We start from the raw sequence: 22,376 nt of genomic DNA on the forward strand, positions 1-22,376 counted from the left end.
ACGGAAGCTGATCCGTTTCCCCCAACTAGAACACGTTCCACTATGTCCGAGGCGAAACGGCTCCACTTCGGCGACGCCACCTAGCAGCGACGTGGGCGGGGCACCGCCGATCCCAGACCTTTACAACGCCTCCCATCGCCATGGCCGCAGTACTTGCCCGCGTAGACACGCGATCCGGTGTTTCGCCTGCGCAGCGGCATTGCCGTTGCCTATCGATTGAGCCACGGCAAACGCGACCCACCGCAGTTCCTGGATGTCGGCAAGGACCCGGAATCCGGGCCACTCAGTGACGTCATAACCGCCATAGGACACGACGAAAGCGCGATAGTCGTCCAGGGGTACACGGCTGAAATCCGTGTAGTCCACACCTAATTGGGTGAGGTCCCATTCGCGTCGGCCGATCGACATCTTGTCGAGGTCGAGCACTGTCGGGATGCCTGAGGGCGGTACTACTAGGTTGCCTTGCCAGGCGTCGCCGTGAATCACACAAGGGGAGATGATGTTCGGCAAGTTGCCGTATTGGCCACGTAGTCGTGTGTAGTGCTGGAGCAACCACGTCCGATCGTCCTGGTCGAGCATCCCTGCGGTGTCGATGCGCTCCCGCAGCCCAGCGAAGGGATCGTAGGCCGGGAGCTCGAACTCAGTCGGTTGCGACAATGCGTGTAGCGCGCGCAGCATTGAGCCCAGCTCGCCCGGAGTAGATGGGCGATGGTCAGGGATCAAGCGCCACCAGGTGACGGGACGGCCAGCGACGATCACCGGTTGCGTCAGTGAGGTTTCGGCCTCGACTGTCGGTATGCCGGAATCGTTGAGCCACTGGGAAATCCGGAGTTCGCGCCGGGCATCATCGATGCTGCCTAGTCGTCCGATCCGGGCGACGACGTCATCGGCCAACCGGTAGATGGCGTGGGAGCCGTCCCGAATCGCTTCCGCACCACGCAGATCGACACCGCTGATTTCCGCAGCTTTGGCCAGCACCTCATCAGCCGAAGTGCGCGCGCCAGCCGAACTCATCGCATCAAACCCGTTGGTGCGCTGCTGGCGATCGCGTACCGCAGTTCCGCGACCTCAGCCATCCGACGCCGAGGCGCGGCGGCCGCTGCCAGGGTGCGGAGTTCGTTCTGAATGCGCTGCGAGCGAAAGGCGGCAGCCTGCTGGGTAGCTTGCAGGCCGATCGCGGCGGCTTCCCTCGGGTCATCCAACTGCATTGTCAGGGTGGCTAATCGAGTGAGCGAGAAGGTCCGCGACCGCGGGTACTGCGTTCCTTGCAACGCAACGGCTTCACGAATCCTTGGTGCAGCAAGGTCGATGCGCTCGCGTGCTTTCGCGAGGGGTATCAATGCCTTCCCGGTGCTGCCGAGATGTTCGGCGGTGTCGTAGTAGCACAGCCAGGGCGCGTCGGTCACGGGTGTTCGGTCGGCGAAGTACTCGTCGGACATGGCAACTTCGGTGAGAGCCTCTTGCATTCGTCCCGCTGTGGCGAGGAATTGAGCGCGCAATGCACTGAGCATCGCGCGGGCGGTGGCAGACAGCCGGTCTGACCGGACCTGAGCGAGCTCGATCAACGACAGCGCACCATCGGTGTTGCCGATGTAGGCCATCTTTCGGGCCATATCTGCCAACGTGCTGGCGCGTAGTTCCCAGGAACCAGCGTTGTCAGCACACCACAGCGCTAGCCGGAACCTGCGCTCGGCCACCGGGTAGTCGCCGATGTCGAAGGCCGCGTACCCTGCGACGCTGCTGAGGTTCCCGATTGCTTCGAGCAGCGCACGTCGAGTGGCCGGTGCGGAATGCCCATCGAGCAGCCGGACGAAGCGGGTGACCTGTGCGCCTGCGGTGAGGCTGGCTGAGCCGCCACCATGAAGATTCTCGGCCTGAGCAGCCTCCCGCGTGGCCTTCTGCACTTGGTCCACATCCGTCCAGCCAACGCGGTTGACCGGCTTGTCGTCCGTTGTGCTCGATCCGAGATAGGTGGTGGGTATGACGCCCAGATCGAACGGGCTGAACAGATTCACCGCCAGCGTTCCATCGGGAGATTGAGTGTCTTCCCGTCGCTGACGGGAGGGGATGAAACCGAGTTCGCTATCGGTTGCGCTAAGAACTGCGCGGAATGCCTCGCGGTAACGCTCGTTCGGCCATCGGACAACGCCGCGCTCGTAGCGAGCGATGGTGCGGGCATCAAGGTCACAGCGCTGCTGGTGGGTACACCACAGATAGTTGTTGACCGCTTCCGCAAGTTCGGCGCGACCCATCGCACGCCCAGACTCAACCCGTGACGGTGTCGCCTCGCGTCGCCGCTGCAAATGCACGTTCGGTGGCATGTGCCCCCTTGCCGAGTAACCGGTCGGCTCAGTTTATCCAGCAGCACTCGCATCGAGCGGACGGACGGTGTTCTGCCCCGTAACTTGCCCTCTTGCTGGACCTCGTTGACGACGAATCTAGAAGCTGACCATCACGAGCACCGACTCACCAATCTGGGGGATCCAATGAGATCGTGCGAATCGCTTCGAGACACCATCGGCAGTGCTCTAACACCCTGCATCGCCAGGCCGGAGATCGAACCATCCTGGCGCACAACCAGACTCACTACCAACTGTCGATCGGTACTACGAGCCGGCGTCGTTGGCCTCGGTCATCAGGCCGTGGATGACCATCTCCCGGGGCTGCTTGCATCCAGCACTGCTGAGCTTGCTGCTGTCTGTGACGAGAACTCGGCGATCGTGGCCGAACAGACGTTGCGGTATCAGGTGTCGGGTTACACCGATTTCCGTGAGATGTTGGATGGCGAGCGGCTCGACTTCGTCGTCGTTTGCGTTCCGCACGATGTCGGGCGAAGTGTGATCGAGGCCGCCGCGGAACACGGGGTTCACGTCCTCAAGGAGAAGCCGTTCGCCACCAGTTTGGTCGAGGCCGTTGAACTTGCCGCCCTCTGTGAACAGTCCGGCATCCAGTTGATGGTCACGCTGCAGCGCCGTTTCAACCCGATCTACGGCAGCTTTACTCAGCTCGCGGACCAGATCGGGACACCGTTTCTGGTGGATGCTCGCTACACCGTGCATGTGGAAGATCCTTCTGATGGCTGGCGTGGCGTCACGGCCAAAGCCGGAGGTGGCTGCGTGATCGATATGGGCTACCACCTGATCGACTTGATTCTGTGGTACTTCGGCCTACCGAACAGCGTCACAGCCGATCTATCTGTCAGTGCCCGGCCAGATCGTAGCTATGACGCCGAAGACACTGCGCTCGTTCACTTCTCCTACGACACCGGCATGTACGGCTCACTGCTGTTATCGCGTTTCGTCGGTCCCAAAGCCGAGGAGATCCGGCTGATCGGCTCCGACGGCATCGTCCATCTGGAGCGTGGTTGCATTCGGCGGCTCACCAACGGTGGTGAGGTCATCGAGTCACTGCGGCGCGAGCAAGCCTGGCCATCGGCCGCAGCCTGCCAGATCGACTACTTCCACCGCGTCATCGAAGGCACCCGACCGAACCTCAGCGGTCCTGCCGACAACCTGGCCCACATGGCTTTCGTCGCGGCTTGCTACGAGGCCGCGCGTACTCGCACTCCCATCAATCCCCAGGAGTTGCTGTGGCCTCTTCGCTAGCTCTTCTCGGTGGTGCTTCAGTCATTAGTGAAGCGGCGCCGCATTTTTCGTGGCCGCCCCTGACCGATGCCACCGCCGGTGCGGTGCTCGATCAACTGCGTGGCGGCATCTCCATCTACAACCGCTCCGGCGTGATAGCCGAACTGGAAGATGACTTGCAGCGCTACTTCGGTGCGCGGCACGCGGTCCTCACCAGCTCGGGTACGGCAGCCCTGTACTCGATGTATGCCGCATGCGGGATCGGGCCGGGCGACGAGGTCATCGTGCCTGCCTACACCTTCTTCGCCACGGCAACCCCACTCCTGCACCTCGGTGCGACGCCGGTGCTTGCCGACTGCGATGCCAATGGCAATCTCGATCCACGTGACCTACCGCGACGGATCACCGACCGCACCAAAGCCATTGTGGTGACGCACATGTGGGGTATGCCTGCCCAAATCCGGAGCCTGAAACGACTCGCCGATATGTACGGTTTGCAACTGCTCGAAGACGCGTCCCACGCTCACGGGGCAAGCGTCGGTGGCCAGAAAGTCGGTACGTTCGGACGCGCCGCCGCGTTCAGCATGAACGGACCGAAACCCTTGTCCGCAGGCGAAGGTGGCTTCGTACTGACCGATGACGACGAGGTCTATCACCGAGTACTACTCCACGGGCAGTACAACAAGCGCTGCCGCAGCGAGATCCCAGCCGACAGCGAACTACACCGCTACGCGGTCACTGGCATGGGCCTCAAACATCGCATCCATCCGTTGGCCGCTGCGGTTGCGCTGGAACAACTTTCACGCCTGGATGAGTATCTCGATGGGCGTCAGCGCATTGCCGAACACATCGCCGAAGAACTCGACGAGCTGCCTGGTCTGATGATGCCGTGGAACGAACCAGACGCTCACTCGTCCTGGTATGGGCTCACCATCCAGTACGACGCCGACTCCCTCGATGATGTGCCCATCGAACGGTTCCACGCGGCACTGCTGGCAGAGGGCTGCGCCGAGATCGATCGGCCAGGTTCCACCTGCCCCCTGAACCTGCTACCACTGTTTCAGGAGCCAGGACTGCTGTTCCCGGCATTCACCGGCAAACTTGCCTACGCGCCTGGCGACTACCCGCGGGCCGAGGAGATCCACCACGCCACGCTCAAACTGCCGGTCTGGCACCGAGAAGAAGACTTGTCGATCGTTGACCGCTACATCGAAGCCATCCGCAAAGTCACCGAACATCACATCGAGTTGAAGGGATAAGTACTGATGATCGAAACCACGCTGCTGGAGACGCTGACCAGCGACGCCGAACGCGATCAGGTGCAACAGCTCGTCGTCGGTGCGGTCGTCGCGCACGACGGCAAAGTCCTGCTGCTGCAACGACCGGCCGACGATTTCATGGGCGGTATCTGGGAACTGCCCAGCGGCAAGGCCGACCCGGGCGAAGCCCTCGATCAGGCCCTCATCCGGGAGGTAAAGGAGGAAACCGGACTCGATATCGCAGGCATCCGAAAGTACCTGGGCGAGTTCGACTACCAATCCGGCAGCGGCAAGAAGAGCCGACAGTTCAACTTCACCGTCGACGTGATTGATCCCGAACCGATCGAGCTGACCGAACACAACGCCTACACGTGGACCTGCCTGACGGAGGATCCGCCAGTCACCGACGCGGTCAAGGAAGTTCTGCACCGGTATCGGACTACCTGATTGGTGTTGCGGGATTGACCGCCGGTGGCTCGCGCCTCTGCAACCGCGGCTTACCGTCCTGGGTCGTTGGGGTGGGGTTGGAGGGGGGTGATGGTGAAGGTCATCCACTCTCGGAGAGGGAGGGTGTCGAGGACGTTGATACGGAGGTCGGCTTCGTCGGTGGCGCGCCAGATGCCGATGCTGCGTAGTTCGCCGACTGGGCGCCAGAGGCGGGCGAGGTGGCCGGTGGCGGCTAGTTCTTTGGCGCGGGCGGCTTCGGCGGTGCGGCGTTGGTCGACCTCGGCGGGGTCGGTGCCTTCGGGGATGGTGGTGGTGATTTCGACGAGGAATTCCTGCATGGGTTGCTCCGTTCGGTTGGCGTGGCCGGGTGGTCCCCGGCGGCGCGAAGGAGGTCGTTCTAAGCGTGCGCCCGGATTCGGGGTGTCTGCAACGTCGACTCGTCGATGCTGTCGGACATTTGGGCTTTATGTCCGTTGTCGGCGAAGATCCCCCAACTGCCGGGACGACGGAACGACCTTCGATGGTTACGATCGAGCCAATATCGCAAACCTGGCCTTCTGCAACGGCCGTTGTCCGAATCTGATCAGGAGACCAGTTGACGATCTTTCGCAGTGTCGTCGGTGTGCAGCTGTTGCTGAGCAGGGGCGAGGATGTGCTGCTCGCGCGCCGCCGGAACACCAGCTTCGGGGACGGGGAGTGGAATGCTCCCGGCGGCAGACTCGACGACGGGGAGGACGTGCTCACCGCCGTCATTCGAGAGGCCGACGAGGAGATCGGGGTGCAGGTCGACCGCGACGACGTGCGGATGGTCGCCTCGATGCACATCCAGTCCCCGCCGGGACAGGCCCTGATCGTGTTCATCTTCCACACCGACACCTGGTCCGGCGAACCCCGGAACCTCGAGCCGGACCGCTGCTCGGAACTGCGCTGGTTCGCCATCGACGACATCCCCGAGGACACGATCCTCAGCACCCGCGCCGGCATCGACATGTTCCGGCGCAAGGAGCATTTCGGCCTGTTCGGGTGGCCCGAGCACGCGTCGCTCGGCGCGCACAACTGGTGAGTCAGAGCAGGGTTCCCCCGCTGGCGTCGATGTAGGAGCCGGTGATCCAGCGGGAGTCTTCGGACGCGATGAACGCTACGACGTCGGCGATGTCGGCGACCTCCCCCACCCGGTTGAAGGCGGACCACTCGGACATCTCGGCAACGGTGGCCGGGTCGTCGAAGACCGCGTCGCCATTGTTGGTGACTCCCGGCGCGACCGTGTTGATGGTGATGCCACGGGGCGCGATGTGCAGCGCCAGTTGCAGGGTGATCTGCTCCAGCGCGCCTTTGCTCATCGCGTAGCAGATCTGCGAGGGCAGCGACGTTCTGGTCATGCCGGAGGAGATGTTGATGATGCGGCCACCGGCGGGCATCGAACTCAGCGCTCGGAGCGTCAGATAGTAGGGAGCCTTCGCGTTCACCGCGATGTGCCGGTCGAACATCTCCGGCGTGACATCCTCGGGCATCGTGCCGGTGAATCCCGCGTGCGCCGCATTGTTGACCAGGATGTCCAGGCTCGCGGTACCGGTGCGGGTGAGCAGCTCCGGCTCCAGTTGCATGAACAGCTCCGAAATCGCCTCTGGTGCACCGAGTTCCGCACGTACCAGAAAGGCGTTGCCACCGGCCGCCTCGATCAGCCGGACCGTCTCCTTGCCTGCCCCCTCGTTGGCCGAGTAGTGCACCGCGACCAACGCCCCATCCCGCGCAAGCCGACAGGCGATGCCGCGCCCGATCCCACGACTGGATCCGGTGACCAGGGCTACTTTGCCCCGCAACTTGTCCATGATTTCCCCTCGACGTATTACTACGGTTCGTAGTACATCGTAGCGAGATACGCCAAAGGGACAATCCCGGCGCTCGGTGCCGAACGCCACAGCCGAAAGGGGTTGCCCTTACCCGGCGCGCCCCGTCCGCAAAGTGAGGTAGCTCGGCTGCTCGGGATCCAGCACGATGGTCTGCGCGATGATCGTGCGCTGCTTCCACGGCGGGATCAGGTGTCGCGGAAAGCTGGTGCGGCTCACCGCGACTCGCAGCCGATGACCCGCGAGCAACACCGCTTCGGTGGGATTGATTTCGATATCGATGACGAACGGCTCGCCCGAAACCACCGGCAGCGCGGACTCGGCGGTGAGGGTATGCAGCGGGAACAACAGCTCACCGTCGACATACTCACTACCTGCTGCATCGATCGCCCGCAGGCTGGACAGCAACGCACCGCGAGTGATCGGCACCGAGGCCCCGTCCGGCTCGACATCACACACGGTCACCGACCAGAACGCATCCGCCCCTTCGACTTCCACGTTCAGATGCAGATTCATCGGCCCGGACAAGACAGTGTCTTCCGCGAACGGCTCACTGGTGAACGTCACCGCCCCAGCTTCGACGTGCCGATCGTCGGTACCGAACCTACGCCCGAAGAGCAGGGTCACACCCATACTCATCACGCCGGTGTTGTTCGACGCCATACGAATTCGCCCGGTGGGCAGCGGTAGTCGAGATTCGATCTCGGTCGCCTCGGCGGACAACCCCGCATCGATACCGGCATGCGCTGCCGCACCGGTGATTTCGGAGTTCAAGTACAACCGCTGCACCGTGGACGCGGGATCGGGAAAATCATTGTGCCGCAACCACTGCCCGTCCCCCTGCCTGCGGACCGTGATCGGACCGTAGCGATCGATACCGTTATCGATGTCCTTGACCCACCGGTCGAACCACGCACATTGCAGCTCATCGAGCGCCTGCGGACTGTCCGAAGCACCCAGACCCGACCCGACGGTGAGATGGTACGAATCATCGACCAGCACCTGTTTCGCCCCACCGGACAGCGGGATTCGATCGAACATCCGGAAGTTGGAACGGTTGTACACATCGTGCCAACCACCGTGAATCCACGTCGGCGCCGCGATGTCCTCGAAACGCGCCAGCTTGCTCGCCCACATCGGGTTGAGGAAGCTGTCGGGATGGTTCTCGGTGAGCCCGATGTCGATCGCATGCCGCACCCAGCCCGCCGGATCCGCGATCCGATCCCGCAGGAACTGCTTGGTGATCCCGGCACGCAACAACCCGGGCACCGACGGTAGCCATTTGGCGCCACTAACGGCGAGAATCCACAGCATCATCCCCGGCGTCGGCACGCCACCGGTCAGGCCGAGCTCGCGCATCGGATCCTCGCCCGCCTCGATAGCGAACACGGCACGCAAACCCTCCGGTCGCAGACCCGCGGTGATCAGCGCGGAAATGGCGCCGTAGGACACCCCAGTCACCGCGAAATCGCCGTTACACCAAGGCTGTTCGCGCACCCACGCGATCGCCTCCAGATAGTCCTGCTGCTCGCGCGGCTGGAAGAAATCCCAACTCCCGGTGGAGGTACCGGTACCGCGCACATCGATCATCAGCCCGACGTAACCGCGACTCACCGCGGTTCGGTTGATCACGAAGGGTTCCAGAATCCCGCCCGCAGGCGTGTGCAGCACGTCCCGCGCGGTGAACCGCCGCCGATCCGAGGAGCCCACTCGCTCAGCCAATCCACGCAGCGTGTTGTGCCAGCGCATGCCTTGGCGGTTGATCATCTTGTTGTAGGGCGTGAAGTTGATGATGGCGGGCATCGGCTCACGCGCGGGCCCCGCCCCGTCCCCGGGCCGCAGAATATCGGCGGTGAGAATCGCACCATCCGACATCGGAATGGGAACGGTGGTGGCGCCGAACAACTTCGCATACCGGGCAGGCCCGATATCGAAGCGATGATTCGGCGGCACCGTCGCCGCGGTGGTGATCAGCGGCTGGGCCATGGCAGGGTCCTCTCGGCGTCAGCGCACGGTGGTCGTGGCCGGTTGATCGATATAGCGACTCATCGCCCAGTTCAGGCCACGCATGGCGAGGTTGTAGGACGGCGGGAAGTACCGCTGCGCCCAGTGCCCGATGCGAATGTCGTTCGAGGTGTAAACCAGATAGGTGTTGCGCTCGACCCCGCGCACGATCGAGCGCGCCGCCGCCTCTGGCGTCACCGCGCCCTTCAGGAACAGCGCCATCGCGCGCTGCACCACATCGGCGTTGCGATCGATGCCCGCGATGTCCACCCGGTCGACCATCGGCGTCGACATCGCGCCGGGACACACCAGGCTGACCCCGATCCCGTGCTGCCGCAGATCGAACCTCAGCACCTCCGACACCCCGCGCAAACCGAATTTGCCCGCGCTGTACGGCGCGTGCCACGGCAGCCCGAACAGTCCGGCGGCCGACGACACGTTCACCAGATGCCCGCCGCGCCCCGCCGCGATCATCGGCGGCAGGAATTCCTCGATGACGTGAATCGGGCCCATCAGATCGATGTCGATGGTGCGCCGCCACTGCGTGTGGGTCAGCCGGTCGACGGTGCCCCAGGTCGCGATCCCGGCCACATTCATCACGATGTCGACGCTGTCCACCTCGTCATGCGCCCTCGCCGCCAGGGCGACGACCTGATCGTAGTTGCTGACATCGGCGGTCGCCGCGAGGTGCACGTTCGCGCCCGCGGCCCGCGCGAGTTCCGCGGTCTGCTGCAGACCCACCGCGTCGATATCGGTCAGGATCAGCGAGGCACCCTTGCCCGCGACCGCGAGGGCGGTGCTGCGGCCGAGACCGCTGGCCGCCCCGGTGATCAAGCAGCTCTTGCCGCCGAACGTGGTCATAACTCACGACGATAGGCGCAAATGAACACTGTTGTCTACAAAACGAGCGATGCTGTCCCAGACGCAAAACGGCTGGCGCTCAGCCTGGTTCATGCTCGGGCTGATCGATGTCGAACACGATGGTTGTCCAGCCACCGAGATGAATCCGATCGCCGCTGCGCAACGGCACCGGCACCTTCGCCGGGATGAGCTCGTCGCTACCGTTGACACTGGTGCCGTTGGTGGAGCCGAGATCGGTGACGGTGAGCGCGTCGCCCTCGAGGTGGATCGTCGCGTGCGCCCGCGACACACCCACATCGGCGGGCGCGATGCCGAGATCGATATCGGGGGTCAGGCCCTGCGACACACTGCGCTTGCCGATCAGGATGTCGTTGCCGTGCAAGACGATTCGACGCTCGGGATAGAACGCCGGAAACCCGACCTGGTCGGCGTCGGGCCCTTTGCGGGCGATCACCCGGTCATAGAACTCACGATCCGCGGTGATGGTGGCAACCCAGGCGACCGCAGGTGCGGACACCGCAACCGAGGCCTCCGCGAGCAACAGGTCAGGTCGAACAGATGGCGTGGGCAACGCCGAATCATGCCCGCACACTTCACAGAAACGCCCACCGCTCGGCGCACCGCAGGACGGGCACAGCGCGACCGGTTCCGGGGCGACACTCGTCGGCGCTGCCTCGCCGATCGGCGCTCCGCACACGTCGCAGTAGTCGGTCGCGTCCGACTGGTGCCCTTCGGGACAGGTAACGACCACTACCCCTCCTTCCGTACCCTGGCGGTCTTGGTCGAGCGCGCATCCAGGGCCATCTCGTCGGCGGCCGCGACGCTGGCCCGCAATCGCACAGTCCCGTTGCGCTCGTCGACCTCGACCACGCCGCGCAACAGCTTGGCGGTGCTCTCGTTCCCCGACTCCGCCGCGAGCTCGACCGCGCGCCGTAGTTTGGCCGTCGCGGTATCGGTGTCGCCGCTCTTGCGCGCGGCCAACCCCTCCTGCACCACCTGCGCCAACTCGGCCTGACCGGTGTAATGCGCTACCCGCCTGATGATTCGGGTGGACAGCTCGGTGTCGGTGGTCCACACCGCCTTCACCAACCCCTGCCCGAGCACTTCGTCACCACTCACCACGCTGACTCGCGCGGCGAGCTTCTCCCGACCCGGCGCGGCAGGTTCCACCTCGACCTGCACGTGGTAGTCGCGGTCCTCCGCACCCCAGGCGCCCAGCGGGTACTCCCCCACCTGCGCCGCGGTTTCCACCCGCCGCGCGGTGAGATCCTCGATGGTCGGGGCGACCTGTTTGACGAACCGGACCTTCGCCCCCGCCGGCGTCCACACCCGCAGCGTCAGCTCCGGAATCGCCTTCGCCATCGAGCCCTGCATCATCGCGGCGAAGTCGTCGGCCAGCTTCGCCGGGTCGGCAACGATGTCCACGGTGCCGTGCAGCGCCGAGGCGATGGTGCGCAATTCGTCGACCCGCCAATCGGTTCCGACGCCGCGACAGTCACAGGTGAACACGCCCTCGGACTGCTTGATCTCCGCGGCCAGCGCGGCGGGCTCCTCGTGCTCGTTCTTGCCGTCGGTGAGCAGGATCGCGTGCACCATGGCACCGGGATGCTTCTTGGCCAGCTGCCTGGTCAGGCCGAGCCAGGTACCCATCGCGGTGCCGCCGCCGGGCGTCAGCTTGTCGAGCGCGCGCCGCGCGGCCGCACGCGATTCCCGATTCACCGCCATAGAAGGCGTATTCGACGGAAACGCCAGCCGCGCCATCGCGGTGCCCTCGATGATCGCGAACTTGGTTCCGTCGGCCATCACATCGAGCGCGGCCAGCGCGGCTTGGCGCGCGCCGGGAAACTTGCGACCGGTGGCCATCGAACCGGAGCAGTCCAGGATGAGGATCTCCAGCCGCTCCTGCGGCGCGGCGGCCACCACCAGATCGGCCGCGGTCTCGACGGTCACCACCGCGTCGACCGTGCCGACGCCGTCGGCCAGATACTCGTTCTGATCGATGGCTACCGAAATGCCATTGGCTGCAACGGAACTCACTGTACTTCTCCTGGCTGTGGAACGGGAACGATCGCGACGGTGATGTTGTCGCTGCCGCCGCAGCGCAGCGCGAACTCGACGAGTTCGCGCGCGGCGACGGCGGGGGCGGTCGCGGTGGCCACCTCGGCGAGCGCGGTCGCGTCGGACAGGTAGTTCCAGAGACCGTCGCTGCACAACAGCAGCACGCCCGGTCCGGTGGTGCGCAGCGTGCGAATGCAGCTGTCCGACCACGGTTTTGCCGGTCCGTCGGCGCCGAGCCAGCGGATCAGGGTGTGCGCCCTCGGGTCGTTCATCGCGGCGTGCTCGTCCATCGCGCCCGCGTCGACCAGGGCTTGCGCCCAGGAGTCGTCCGAGGTCAGCCGCTGCGACGGCGGGTTGGCCGGATCGTCGGGTGCGTCGGCGTGCAGCCAATATGCCCTGCTGTCACCGACATTCGCGACGGTGATCTCCGTGCCGTCCGCGTCGGTGCGCACCACGGCAGACACGTACGTGCACGAGGGCGCGTGACCGTCGGCCACCGCGATATCGCGGACGGCCTGCGTCGCCGCCGCGAGACCCGCCATCGCCGCCTCGGCCGCGGGCAGTCCGTCCAGCAGCGCGGTGCGGGCGGCATCGACACCTGATCGGACCGCCGTACCCGAGGCCACCTGCGGATCCTCCGAGGAGGACACCCCGTCGGCGACCACGAGCACGACCGTCCCCGGCGCACCACCGGCGCCGTCCAGGACGGCCGCGGCAACCGCATCTTCGTTGCGCGCGTGCGAGATTCCGCGATCGGTGACCACCGCGACCGCACCGAGATCCGCGTCGAACCGGTCCGGCGCCCCGCGCAGCTGCCCACAGCCCGCGCAGTAACCGTCTGCGTCATACTCCAGTCCACCGCACGCTTCACAGGCGCTCGGCGGACCGGGTTCATGGTTCGGCAACGCGATTCGCCTGCCGCCCAGTTCATGTCCGCAGTTCTCGCAGAAGCGATCCTGCTGCTGCACCTCGGCGGCACACCCCGGACAGTGCAAACCAACCCCCGCGCTCACAGCTCCGCCTCGCTAACGCTCGGCTCCGCTGTGACCGCGGAGGCGGCTGCGCCCATTGTTCGCTCGCTACGCTCGCTCATAACCGGGTCCTGGGCCGGACGGTGTTCGCCTGCTCTACCAATGCGAATCGCTCCCACATGTCGTCGGTTTCCCGGGCCAGGTCTCGATAGCAGCGCTCCAATCCGGTGCGGACACCGTCTTGATCCAGCTTCGCGCCGAGCAGCGGATCGAGCGCGTTCGAGACGCCACCCGCCCGCAGCCAGTCCAGTGCGGCGGTCAGCACCCGCAAACGCACCTGTGCGCCACGGCGTTTGGAGTCCAGTCGTAACCGGGCCACCCGCTCGCCCGCGTCACGCACGATCAACTCGCTGAGTTCGGCCGGTGTCCGTCCGTTCAACTTCGTCTCGACCGCCGCGATTCTGGCGTCGGTGAACAGCGAAGAACCGGCGTCGACCTGATCGAGTGCGGCTACCGCACCATCGCGATCGCCCTCCGACGCACGCAGCCTGGCCAGACCGAACACCGCACTGAGATACGTGCGATCGGTACGCCACACCGTCTCGTAATAGCTTGTGGCCCTGCGCTTTTCCTGCGCGGCATTGAACCCCGCGGAATCGGGTGCCGCGGATCCGGACAGCTCGGCGACGGCGGCCAACGCGAGTTTGGGTGCGCCTTCGCCGGGCAGCGCGGCGTACACCGCGTCGAATTCGGCGGTCGCCGCCGGGAAATCACCGGCGAGCAGCCGACTTTCGCCGCGATACCACGCGAGTCGCCAATCGCCGGGCAGTGTCGCGGCGACCTCGGTCAGCCGCCGATCCGCCTCGGCGGTGTCGCCCACCTCCAGCGCGGCCCGGATGAGTCGCAACGGGATCTCGGTCGACGCGGCGCGCCCGGTGACGACCGAACGCAGTCCGGCCTCGAACGCGTGCTCCAGCTCCGTCGGGGTGGTCCCGCTGGTGGTGGCGAGCAGCGCCGCCGCGCTGTCGGTCGGGTCGACCAGGGGAACCGGCAGGGCGGCAATGATATTCGCCGCGTCCACCGGTGCGTCGACACCGAAGACACTGCGCGGCGGGCCGAAGTAGGTCGACATGCCGGGCCGGGGCACTCCGTCGTCGGTGGACAGGACCTCGCGCAGCACCCCGGTCAGCTGGTCGGTCATCTCCTCCGTCGAGGCGAACCGCACGTCGGGGTCGTCGTCGGTGGCGCGCAACAGGAATCGGTAGAGCGAGTCGTAGGTGCTCAGCAGCGGTTCGGTATCCGGGCCGGGCAGCTCGGCGAAGTGACCGCCGCGCTGCGGCACGTCCATCAGCAACACGGCCAGGGTGCGGCCCACCGTGTAGACCTCGGTGGCGATGGTCGGCCCGGTCTCGGCGATCTCCGGTGCCTGATAGCCGATCGTGCCGTAGATGGGGCTGTCCTGATCGTCCATGGCGATCACGGCACCCAGGTCGATGAGCTTGAGCTGCTCGTCGGTCTGCATCACGTTGTCGGGCTTGAAGTCACAGTAGGCGAGGCCCAGCGAATGCAGATAGCCGAGCGCGGGCAGCATCTCCAGCACATACGCGATCGCCTGGGCGGGCGGCAGGAATCCGCCGACGGTGTCGCGGTGGCTGCGCAGGATCTGCTTGAGCGAGGTGCCGCCGACGTACTCCATCACGATGTAGCCGACCGCGACCCCGTCCGCCCCGGCGTGCTCGACGAAGTTGTGGATCTTGACGATGCTCGGATGCTCCACCTCGGCGAGGAAGCGCTTCTCCGCCACCGCGGCCAGCATCGCGTCGGCGTCACCCGCGTTGAGCAGGCCCTTCAACACCACCCAGCGATCGCTGACATTGCGGTCGGTCGCCAGGTAGATCCAGCCGAGCCCACCGTGCGCGAGGCAGCCCGCGACCTCGTACTGACCGGCGACCAGATCGCCCTTGGTCAGCTTGGGCGCGAAGGAGAATCGCGTGCCGCAGTTGGCGCAGAATCCCTCGCTGCGGCCTGGCTTTCCGTCCCGGCCGCGACCGACCGGCTTCTCGCATTTGCCGCAGAACCGCTTGTTCTCCGGCACCTCCGGGTCGGTCATGATCGCGGTGGTCGGATCGATACGCGGCACGCGCGGCACCTCGACCATGCCCGCGCCCAGTCGCCCGCGGCGGCTCGACCTGGACGACGATCGACCGGTCCGCACCGAGCGGGAGCTGCTCCGGGTACTACGAGTGCTGCCGGATACCGTGGCGACCGTCTCCGGGGCGGGCGCGGTGCCGCATACCTCGCAGTAACCGTCGATAATCGTGCCGCCGCAACCGGGTTCGGTGCACTGCCGGTGCGCGGACTCGGCCGTCGTCGCCTCGGTCGTCGCCGATTCCGCGGTGGCCGCCTGCACCGGCGCCGCTTTCGCCTGCGCCGCCTTCGCCTGTGCTGCCGTCGAATGCACGGTCGTCGCCTCGGCCGGTGCGGTTCCGCACACGGCGCAGTAGCCGTCTTCGATCGTGCCCGTGCAGCCGGGTTCGGTGCATGTCGTCACGGTCGCCTCCCCGATTTCTCCGCGATGAGTTGCTGATAGTCGGCGACCGCGCGGGTGACCGCCGCCAGATCACACGGTGTGCGCCCGAGCAGCCCGGTGGCGATCTGATGGGAGGCGAGCAGGTCACGGTCCTCGCCGACGCCGAGGCGCGCCGCCTTGGCCTGATAGGCGGCCAGCCTGCCGCGCAGTTCACCACCACGATCGAGCAGGCCCTGGGCCAGGTTCTCGGCGTCGGCCGCGGTCGTGCTCGCGGTATCGATGCGGCCGCCGAGTTCCAGGAGGGCCGCTGCCGCACCCGGATTGGCCGCGATGGCATCGAGTTGGGCGCGCAGCAGACCGATATCGTCCGTGGGCACCGGCAGCGGACCCGACACGATGGTGCGCTCGACCTTTGCCCTGGCCTGCGCGGCCCGCTCCCGGGTGGCCTGCAGTGCGTCCAGCTTCTTGCGCGCGCCCGCGATCGCGCCGGGCCAATTCGTCACCATCGCGGCGAGTGCGGCGAGCAAGGCCGCCTCCCGGCGCATCGCACCGCCGAGTTCGGCTAGGCGGGCATCGATTTCGGCTGTGGTCAGCGCGAGCGGATCGGTGGCCGAGCGGCTCAGCAGATCGGCGATGCCGTCGCCGATGGCGCGCAACTCGGGCGTCACGCCCCCGGCTTTGTCCAGCTTGTCCTGCAAGGGCGAAAGTCCGGACATCACGCGGGTGTTCACCTTGTCCACCGCGTCGAGGAATTCGGCGATCATCGGGAAGGTCGCCCGCATGCGATCAAGCGTATCGGCGAGCCCGACGAACAGCACGTATTCGCTCGGACCGGTCAGCGAGCGCTCGGCGAACGGGATCGGCGTGCGCGACGCTTCATAGGGTCGGCCGCGCAGCAGCTCGGTCAGCTCGGCGCGCTGACCGTCGTCGAGCCTGCCGCGGGTGCCGCGCACCGCGTGCGCCGAATCCAGGATAGCGCGCATCCGGCCGAAGTCCTCCCACATCAGCGCGAGCGCGTCCCGGACGGGTAGCCAGCGCGCCTCGGTCGCCCCGGACGGCGGGAAACGGCGGATCAGGGTGAGTCCCGGATGTTTGTCGAGCTCCAGCAGGGTGGCCACGATCGAATCGGCTTCGATTGCACGCCTGGCCAATTCGCGATCGATCTCGAGCAGGGTGAGCGGTTGCATGATGGTCCGGCTCATCCCACATACCGGGGCTCGGGCGGATCCTGCGCCTGGCCGAGGGGACCGAGCCGGGTCGCGGAGATCTGCCGCCAGGTGCCGTCGGACCGCATCCGCTCGAGCACGCCGTTGACGAACCGGACCATGTCGTCGCTGCCCTTCGGCAGACCGACCGCGTACGCGCCGGTGCCGACCGGCTGGCCGACCACCTCGAGGTTGTGGTCCTGGGCGACCAGGCCGAACAGGATCGGGTCGTCGCCGCTGATCGCGTCCACCTGGCCGAGCTGCAGCGCGACGAGGCAGTCGGTCCAGTTGGTCACGCCGATGACGGTGGGCCGCTTGGGCAGCGCGAACAGTGGCGCGGGGGCGGTGGTGCCGCGGGCCACGCACACCCGCTTGCCCGCCAGGTCATCCGCGGATTTGATGCCGGACGCGCGCGTCGCCAGAATGCGTTGCGCCGCACGGTAATAGACGGCCGAGAAGTCGACGTCCTTGCGTCGCTCACAGGTCGCCGAGAAGGTTCGCACGATCATGTCGACCTGTTTGTCGCGCAGCGCGGAGATGCGTTCCGCCGCCGTCACCGAGCGCAGCTCGATCTTGTTCGGGTCACCGAACAGCGCCTTGGCGATCTCGCGCGCGATGTCGATGTCGAAGCCCTGTAGCTGGCCGGTGCCCGGATCACGGAAGCCGAACAGGTAGGTGTTCTGGTCGACGCCGACGCGCAGCCGCTGGTTCGCCACGATCGCCGCCATCGGCGAACCGGCGGGCATCGCACCGACTCTCGGCAGCGGACCCGGCCGCAGCGACGCCTCCGCGTCACAGGCGCCCTCGCCCTCGGCCTGCGGCGGCGTGGTGATCTCCGCCGCTCCTGCGGGTTGCGGATCCACCGCGTTCAGCGTGCTCGGTGCGGGCAGGTCGCCCGACCCGCACCCCGTCACCAGGACGCTCGCGCCGACCAGCAGCGCGGCGAGCAGCAGACGTGTACTCACAGGAACTCCTTCAGCCGCGGCCACAGACCGGTCACCACGGCGGCCGCGGCGAGTACCAGCAGCACGAGCGTGCCGAACGGGCTGAGGATCAGCACCGTGCCCGCGGTCTGCAACCCGCCGCGCAGATCGCGGCGGGCCTGGGTGAGGTTGTCGTTCAGCGAGCGGTCCAGCGCGGCGAACTGGGTGGCCGACGAGCCGGGCTCGGTGCCGATCGCCTGCGCGAGCGCCGCCGGATAGTTCGCCGCCTGGTAGGCCGCCACCTGAACTTTGTGACCGGCCGACCATTTGGTGAGCTCTTGTGCGGCAGCGGACTCCGGGCCGACGACGGTGGTGAGACGGTCACGCAGATCGGTGGCGTGCCTGTTGTACTGCTCCTCACCCGCCGCGATATCGCCGCGGGTGATCAGTTGCAGTGTTTCGTCGGTGCGAGCCTGCTGAGCCGCGATCCGCGCCTTCGCCAGGATTTCGAAGCGATTGCTCGCGCCGGACGCGCCGGTGTCCAGGGAATTCGCGGCCAGGCCGGTCGCGATCACCACCCACAGCAGCGCGACGACCGCCGCGCCCGCCGCGGCGATGAGGCCGAGGTTGGCCAGTCGGTTGGTGCGCCGCAACAGAATCCACGAACCCACCGCGCAGGTGAGGAGCACCAGCAGAATCAGCACGATGCTCAACCCGGGCAGCGCACCGATCGCCCGCTGGTCCTCGCGCACCGCGGCGAATCGGTCGGCGGTGAGCCGTTCGGCATTGGGCAGCAACGACTTCTGCATCACCTGCGACGCCGCGCTCAGATACGACGACCCCACCGGGAAGCCTTGCCGATTGTTCGCCCGCGCCGTCTCGATCAGGCCGGTGTAGGCGGGCAGGTCGGCGGCGATTCGAGCGACGATCTGCCTGGTCTGCTCGTCCGATACTCCGGCGGTCGCCTCCGACAGCGCGGCCGCGGCGTCGGCCAGCGATTGCTGATACTGCTGCCGCAGCGCGGGCGCCTCGATGCCGGTGGACAGGAACGCGGTGGCCGCCGAGGCGTCGGCGGCCGAGAGCGCCACGTACAACCGCTGCGCGGCGAACGCGAGCGGCTCGGTGCGTTCGAGCGCGACGTCGCGGCGCGCGCTCTTGCCGCTCATCTGGTTCGCGCACACGAAACCGGCGAGCAGAGACAGCACGACGGACACGACGACGACAACGGCGATCACCCCCGGCGTCGTCCCGGCGAAGCGTCGCAACCACAGGGTCCCGTTGCGGATGCGAGGTCCCACACCGTCCTCCTAACATCTCCCCGGCCGGTGCATTCGATCGCGATAGTACGGGAGGAGGATTAGGTGTGCCGACCGATTGCCCAGGTAGTGGACAATCACGGTTTCAGACGTCGGCGCGAACCAGCTTGGGGGCGGTGCTGATTCGGGCGACGAGCAGGGCGGCGGCGCACAGCCCGGTGATGGTCAGCCAGCCGAGATGGGCTGGGGCGCGGAAGGCCGCGGCCGAGGTCAGGGCGCCGGGATGGCTGGCGATCAGCGAGCCGATGACGGCGACGCCGAGCGACTGACCGATCTGCCGCGACGTGGTCGCCAAGCTGGCCGCGACCCCGGACTGAGCGGGCGGCAGACCAGCCACCGCCGTCGCCGTGATCGGCGTGTAGATCAGGCCGATGCCCGCACCGAACATCGCGTAGCCGATGAGCAGCAACAGGTTTCCGCTGCCGTCGAAGGTCGCCGTCAGCACCGCCGCCGCGGCGGTCGCCAGCAACGCCCCCGCGCTGAGCGAACTGCGGGCGCCGCGGCGCGCGACGATCCGCCCGGACATCGGGCCGAACACGAACATGGCGACCGCCATCGGCACCAGCGCGAGCCCGGCCACCAGTGGCGAGTCGTGCCGAATCTCCTGGAGGTAGAAGGTATTCAGGAATAGGAAGCCGCCCATCGCGGCGAACGCGAGCACCGCGATCACGAACGCGCCGGTGAACGGGATCGAACGGAACACCCGCAGATCGATCAGCGGGTGCGGGTGCCGCGGCGCGTATCCCACCAGCGTGGCGAGGCAGGCCGCCGACCCGGCGAAGCAGCCCACCGTCAGCAGCGAGAGCCAACCCCGATGCGGGCCTTCGATGATCGCGAACACCAGCAGCCCGAGCAGGCCGATCACCAGCAGCTGCCCCAGTGGATCGAGCGCGCGCGGCCGGTCCGATTTCGACTGCGGAACGACCAGGAAGGTGAGCGCCAGCGCGATTACCGCGATCGGCACGTTGATCCAGAACACCGCCTCCCACCCGACCGAGTCGACCAGAAACCCGCCGACGACCGGACCGGCCGCCATGCCGATCCCGATCGATCCGCTCCAGATCCCGATCGCCCGGACCCGCTGCCCCGGTTCGGTGAAGACGGCCGAAATGATCGCCATCGCAACCGGAGTCAGCATCGACCCGCCCACCGCCTGCAGCACCCGGAACGCGATGAGCCAGCCGATCGAGGGCGCGAGGCTACAGGCCAGCGAACTCACCGCGAAGACCGCGAGGCCGATCTGGAAGATGGTCCGCCGACCGATTCGGTCGGCCAGCGAGCCGGACAGCGTCAGCAGGCAGGCCAGGGTCAACGTGTAGGCGGCGACCACCCACTGTGCTCCCGCCAGTGAACCGTCCAGCCCGTGCCCGATGGCCGGTAGCGCGACATTGACCGCCGTGGTGTCCACATTCGCCATCACCACGGCGGTGCAGCAGACCGCCAACACCGTGGCCTGCCGGATCGTCTTCGGGACACTCGGCGCGACAGGGGCGCTGATCGACATGCCAGCATACTTGCAGCATCCAGCCCGTCTACCACGCCCAACACACCGTGCGGTCCGACTCGTTCCAGTCGGGATTCGGTACGGATGGCCTAGTGGACGCCCGCGGGGACCGGGACGCGGGTCGGCGCAGGCGACCGGTGCAGCCGGAATTCCTGCGGCGGGCACCCTTTCCAGCGGCGGAAGGCGCGAATGAAGGACGCGGCCTCCGCGTAACCGAGGCGGGCGGCGACCTGCTCGGTGGTCAGGTCGGTATAGGCGAGCAGCTGCTCCGACATCAGCTGCCTGACCTCGTCGAGCAAGCCGCGGAACGAGGCGTCCTCGTCGTTGAGTCGCCGCGACAGCGTGCGCGGGCTCATGAACAGCTCGTTGGCTACTGCGATCTGATCGGGAATGTCGCCGGGGTTGCGGACGAGCAGATCGCGGACCGCTCCCGCGACGCCGGAGCGGGTGCGATGCCGATCCAGCAGATCACGGCAGAGCTGCGCACAAGCACTGCGCGCCCGTTCGTTGGTCTTCGGCACCGGCAGGTCGAGGGAACGACCGTCGAACGTCATCGCGTCGTGTTCCGCGCCGAAAATGGGCTCCGCCCCGTAGATCTCGCGGTACTGGCTGGTGTCGGAGGGAGCGGCGTGCCGGAATTCGACTCGGGTGCACGGAATTCCGGTATCGAACATCTCGCTACCGATTGTCTTGATACCGGCGATGATTCGCTCGGCCAGAAAGACGCGCAGGTCCGGCGGGCATTCGGAATCATCGAACCGTAAACGCGTGGTGCCCGCGGTTTCCTCGATCACGAGCCGACCCGAAACGAAGGCTCGATCGAGGTAGCGCACCATTACGTCGATCGCGTCGCGCGCTGTGCGGCTACTGAGTAGTGCCAGCGCCCACGGGCCGGACAGCGGAACGTCGGCCCGGCCGCCCGCTTGCGCACCGAGTCCCGGTTCGGTGCCGAAGCGTTCGAGCAGATTACGCACGACCAGTAGTTCCTGCCGCGCGGTGCACTCGATATCGGTCGGTGACAGCATCGTGCCGGACAGACAATCGACGCCGGACATTCCGCGCTCTTCGGCGAGCGCGATCAGCACGCGAACACTGGAAGTGCTGCGGTGAAGATCCCGGTCGAACATGTACTCGCATTCCTCATCGAATTCGCCATACCCCGACGGCTTGGCGAAATCTATCAACGCCGGTCCGGTCGGTGGGGCAAAACGACAAACTGGTCAGGGGGCGCGCAGCAGCATTTCGTTCAGCATGGCAATGATTCGGTCGCTGTCGAAGCGGGCGGGGTTGTCGAGGACCAGTTGGACGGCGGTGTGGATGATGCTCTGGAAGACGCGGACCAGGACGTCGATATCGACCTCTTCGGCGCCACGTTTGCCGGAAAGCCATTCGCCGAGCGCGTGACTCAGTGGTGCGCGTAGGTCGTCGCGGGATTTCTCGATGCGGTCGCGCAGGATCGGAGGTACGCCGTCGATCGGGAAGTAGACGATTCGCCAGCTGTCGGGCATGGTGCGCACCTCGGCGAGGAAGCCGGCCAGTGCCGCCGACAACGCCTCGGCTCGATCTTCGTGCGGCACTGTCGATTCGAGGCCGGACATCGATCGGTCGACGGCTTCGCGCATCCGGGCGCTCTCGCGTTCGATCAGTTCGTGCAGCAGGTCGTCGCGGCTGGCGAACGAGTCGTAGACCACCGGGCGGGTGACGCCGCCACGCTCGGCGACCGCGGCGATGCTGACGTCGGTGAATCCGCTCTCGGTGATGATTTCCAGTGCGGCGTCGAGCAATTGCTCCTTGCGGTCGGCGGGCGCGAGGCGCTTGGCGTAGCGGCGGCGCTGCTGCTTGTCGTCGGGTCCCGGCTTCGGCACGA

At 66.5% G+C, this 22,376-nt stretch carries 21 protein-coding genes; 5 read left to right on the forward strand and 16 right to left on the reverse strand.

Translation table 11 applies throughout. The features are described 5' to 3' along the window. Nucleotides 1–120: 120 nt before the first annotated feature. On the reverse strand, nucleotides 121–1,014 hold the full coding sequence (locus ACQPW1_RS31200; protein WP_433655342.1) for a phosphotransferase enzyme family protein: 894 nt from the start codon (nucleotides 1,012–1,014) through the stop codon (nucleotides 121–123). Continuing rightward, a complete protein-coding gene (locus tag ACQPW1_RS31205; RefSeq protein WP_433655343.1) occupies nucleotides 1,011–2,015 on the reverse strand; it encodes an XRE family transcriptional regulator in 1,005 nt (334 codons plus the stop codon). Before ACQPW1_RS31205 ends, ACQPW1_RS31200 begins: the two co-directional genes overlap by 4 nt. Nucleotides 2,016–2,036: 21 nt before the next feature. Between ACQPW1_RS31205 and ACQPW1_RS31210 the strand changes: the two genes are divergently transcribed. From ACQPW1_RS31210 to ACQPW1_RS31225, 4 genes are all read left to right on the forward strand, one after another. Continuing rightward, on the forward strand, nucleotides 2,037–2,276 hold the full coding sequence (locus tag ACQPW1_RS31210) for a hypothetical protein (RefSeq protein WP_433655344.1): 240 nt from the start codon (nucleotides 2,037–2,039) through the stop codon (nucleotides 2,274–2,276). 210 nt (nucleotides 2,277–2,486) lie between these two features. After that, a complete protein-coding gene (locus ACQPW1_RS31215) occupies nucleotides 2,487–3,605 on the forward strand; it encodes a Gfo/Idh/MocA family protein (RefSeq protein ID WP_433665372.1) in 1,119 nt (372 codons plus the stop codon). Nucleotides 3,606–3,688: 83 nt separating this feature from the next. Beyond that, the gene (locus ACQPW1_RS31220; RefSeq protein ID WP_433655345.1) at nucleotides 3,689–4,843 is read left to right on the forward strand and encodes a DegT/DnrJ/EryC1/StrS family aminotransferase; all 1,155 of its coding nucleotides are present in this window, start codon (nucleotides 3,689–3,691) and stop codon (nucleotides 4,841–4,843) included. Between the two features lie 6 nt (nucleotides 4,844–4,849). After that, nucleotides 4,850–5,290 (forward strand): NUDIX hydrolase, encoded by a 441-nt coding sequence (locus tag ACQPW1_RS31225; RefSeq protein WP_433655346.1) that lies wholly within the window; start codon nucleotides 4,850–4,852, stop codon nucleotides 5,288–5,290. Nucleotides 5,291–5,340: 50 nt separating this feature from the next. Here the strand turns inward: ACQPW1_RS31225 and ACQPW1_RS31230 are convergent, their stop codons facing one another. Next, entirely contained in the window at nucleotides 5,341–5,628 is a 288-nt protein-coding gene (locus ACQPW1_RS31230) for a muconolactone Delta-isomerase family protein (protein ID WP_433655347.1), read from the reverse strand. Nucleotides 5,629–5,885: 257 nt separating this feature from the next. Between ACQPW1_RS31230 and ACQPW1_RS31235 the strand changes: the two genes are divergently transcribed. Continuing rightward, nucleotides 5,886–6,353 (forward strand): NUDIX hydrolase, encoded by a 468-nt coding sequence (locus tag ACQPW1_RS31235; RefSeq protein WP_433655348.1) that lies wholly within the window; start codon nucleotides 5,886–5,888, stop codon nucleotides 6,351–6,353. 1 nt (nucleotide 6,354) lies between these two features. On the opposite strand, the gene ACQPW1_RS31240 is transcribed toward ACQPW1_RS31235, so the two are convergent. The 13 genes from ACQPW1_RS31240 to ACQPW1_RS31300 all read right to left on the reverse strand — a co-directional run bounded on the left by ACQPW1_RS31240 (nucleotide 6,355) and on the right by ACQPW1_RS31300 (nucleotide 22,374). After that, the gene (locus ACQPW1_RS31240) at nucleotides 6,355–7,119 is read right to left on the reverse strand and encodes an SDR family NAD(P)-dependent oxidoreductase (RefSeq protein WP_433655349.1); all 765 of its coding nucleotides are present in this window, start codon (nucleotides 7,117–7,119) and stop codon (nucleotides 6,355–6,357) included. A gap of 108 nt (nucleotides 7,120–7,227) precedes the next feature. Next, nucleotides 7,228–9,123: a CocE/NonD family hydrolase gene (locus ACQPW1_RS31245; RefSeq protein WP_433655350.1), complete on the reverse strand. Its 1,896-nt coding sequence runs from the start codon at nucleotides 9,121–9,123 to the stop codon at nucleotides 7,228–7,230. Between the two features lie 18 nt (nucleotides 9,124–9,141). Then, nucleotides 9,142–10,002 carry an SDR family oxidoreductase gene (locus ACQPW1_RS31250; RefSeq protein WP_433655351.1) on the reverse strand — a complete coding sequence of 287 codons (861 nt, stop codon included), beginning with the start codon at nucleotides 10,000–10,002 and terminating at the stop codon, nucleotides 9,142–9,144. A gap of 79 nt (nucleotides 10,003–10,081) precedes the next feature. Then, a complete protein-coding gene (locus ACQPW1_RS31255; protein ID WP_433655352.1) occupies nucleotides 10,082–10,753 on the reverse strand; it encodes an FHA domain-containing protein in 672 nt (223 codons plus the stop codon). Beyond that, the gene (locus tag ACQPW1_RS31260) at nucleotides 10,753–12,039 is read right to left on the reverse strand and encodes a vWA domain-containing protein (protein WP_433655353.1); all 1,287 of its coding nucleotides are present in this window, start codon (nucleotides 12,037–12,039) and stop codon (nucleotides 10,753–10,755) included. The genes ACQPW1_RS31255 and ACQPW1_RS31260 overlap by 1 nt, the downstream gene beginning before the upstream one ends. Next, nucleotides 12,036–13,073: a protein phosphatase 2C domain-containing protein gene (locus ACQPW1_RS31265; protein ID WP_433655354.1), complete on the reverse strand. Its 1,038-nt coding sequence runs from the start codon at nucleotides 13,071–13,073 to the stop codon at nucleotides 12,036–12,038. The genes ACQPW1_RS31260 and ACQPW1_RS31265 overlap by 4 nt, the downstream gene beginning before the upstream one ends. A gap of 76 nt (nucleotides 13,074–13,149) precedes the next feature. Continuing rightward, nucleotides 13,150–15,582 carry a tetratricopeptide repeat protein gene (locus tag ACQPW1_RS31270; RefSeq protein ID WP_433655355.1) on the reverse strand — a complete coding sequence of 811 codons (2,433 nt, stop codon included), beginning with the start codon at nucleotides 15,580–15,582 and terminating at the stop codon, nucleotides 13,150–13,152. Continuing rightward, nucleotides 15,579–16,763, reverse strand: a complete 1,185-nt coding sequence (locus ACQPW1_RS31275; protein ID WP_433655356.1) for a hypothetical protein — start codon at nucleotides 16,761–16,763, stop codon at nucleotides 15,579–15,581. Before ACQPW1_RS31275 ends, ACQPW1_RS31270 begins: the two co-directional genes overlap by 4 nt. After that, on the reverse strand, nucleotides 16,760–17,731 hold the full coding sequence (locus ACQPW1_RS31280; RefSeq protein ID WP_433655357.1) for a glutamate ABC transporter substrate-binding protein: 972 nt from the start codon (nucleotides 17,729–17,731) through the stop codon (nucleotides 16,760–16,762). Before ACQPW1_RS31280 ends, ACQPW1_RS31275 begins: the two co-directional genes overlap by 4 nt. Beyond that, entirely contained in the window at nucleotides 17,728–18,987 is a 1,260-nt protein-coding gene (locus tag ACQPW1_RS31285; RefSeq protein ID WP_433655358.1) for a hypothetical protein, read from the reverse strand. Before ACQPW1_RS31285 ends, ACQPW1_RS31280 begins: the two co-directional genes overlap by 4 nt. 103 nt (nucleotides 18,988–19,090) lie before the next feature. Next, entirely contained in the window at nucleotides 19,091–20,509 is a 1,419-nt protein-coding gene (locus ACQPW1_RS31290; RefSeq protein ID WP_433655359.1) for an MFS transporter, read from the reverse strand. 89 nt (nucleotides 20,510–20,598) lie between these two features. Further along, nucleotides 20,599–21,636 carry an AraC family transcriptional regulator gene (locus ACQPW1_RS31295; protein ID WP_433655360.1) on the reverse strand — a complete coding sequence of 346 codons (1,038 nt, stop codon included), beginning with the start codon at nucleotides 21,634–21,636 and terminating at the stop codon, nucleotides 20,599–20,601. Between the two features lie 93 nt (nucleotides 21,637–21,729). Next, nucleotides 21,730–22,374, reverse strand: a complete 645-nt coding sequence (locus tag ACQPW1_RS31300; RefSeq protein WP_433655361.1) for a TetR/AcrR family transcriptional regulator — start codon at nucleotides 22,372–22,374, stop codon at nucleotides 21,730–21,732. Nucleotides 22,375–22,376: the final 2 nt, after the last annotated feature.

Source organism: Nocardia sp. CA-128927 (genome assembly GCF_050955855.1).
In the GTDB taxonomy this organism is placed as follows: domain Bacteria; phylum Actinomycetota; class Actinomycetes; order Mycobacteriales; family Mycobacteriaceae; genus Nocardia.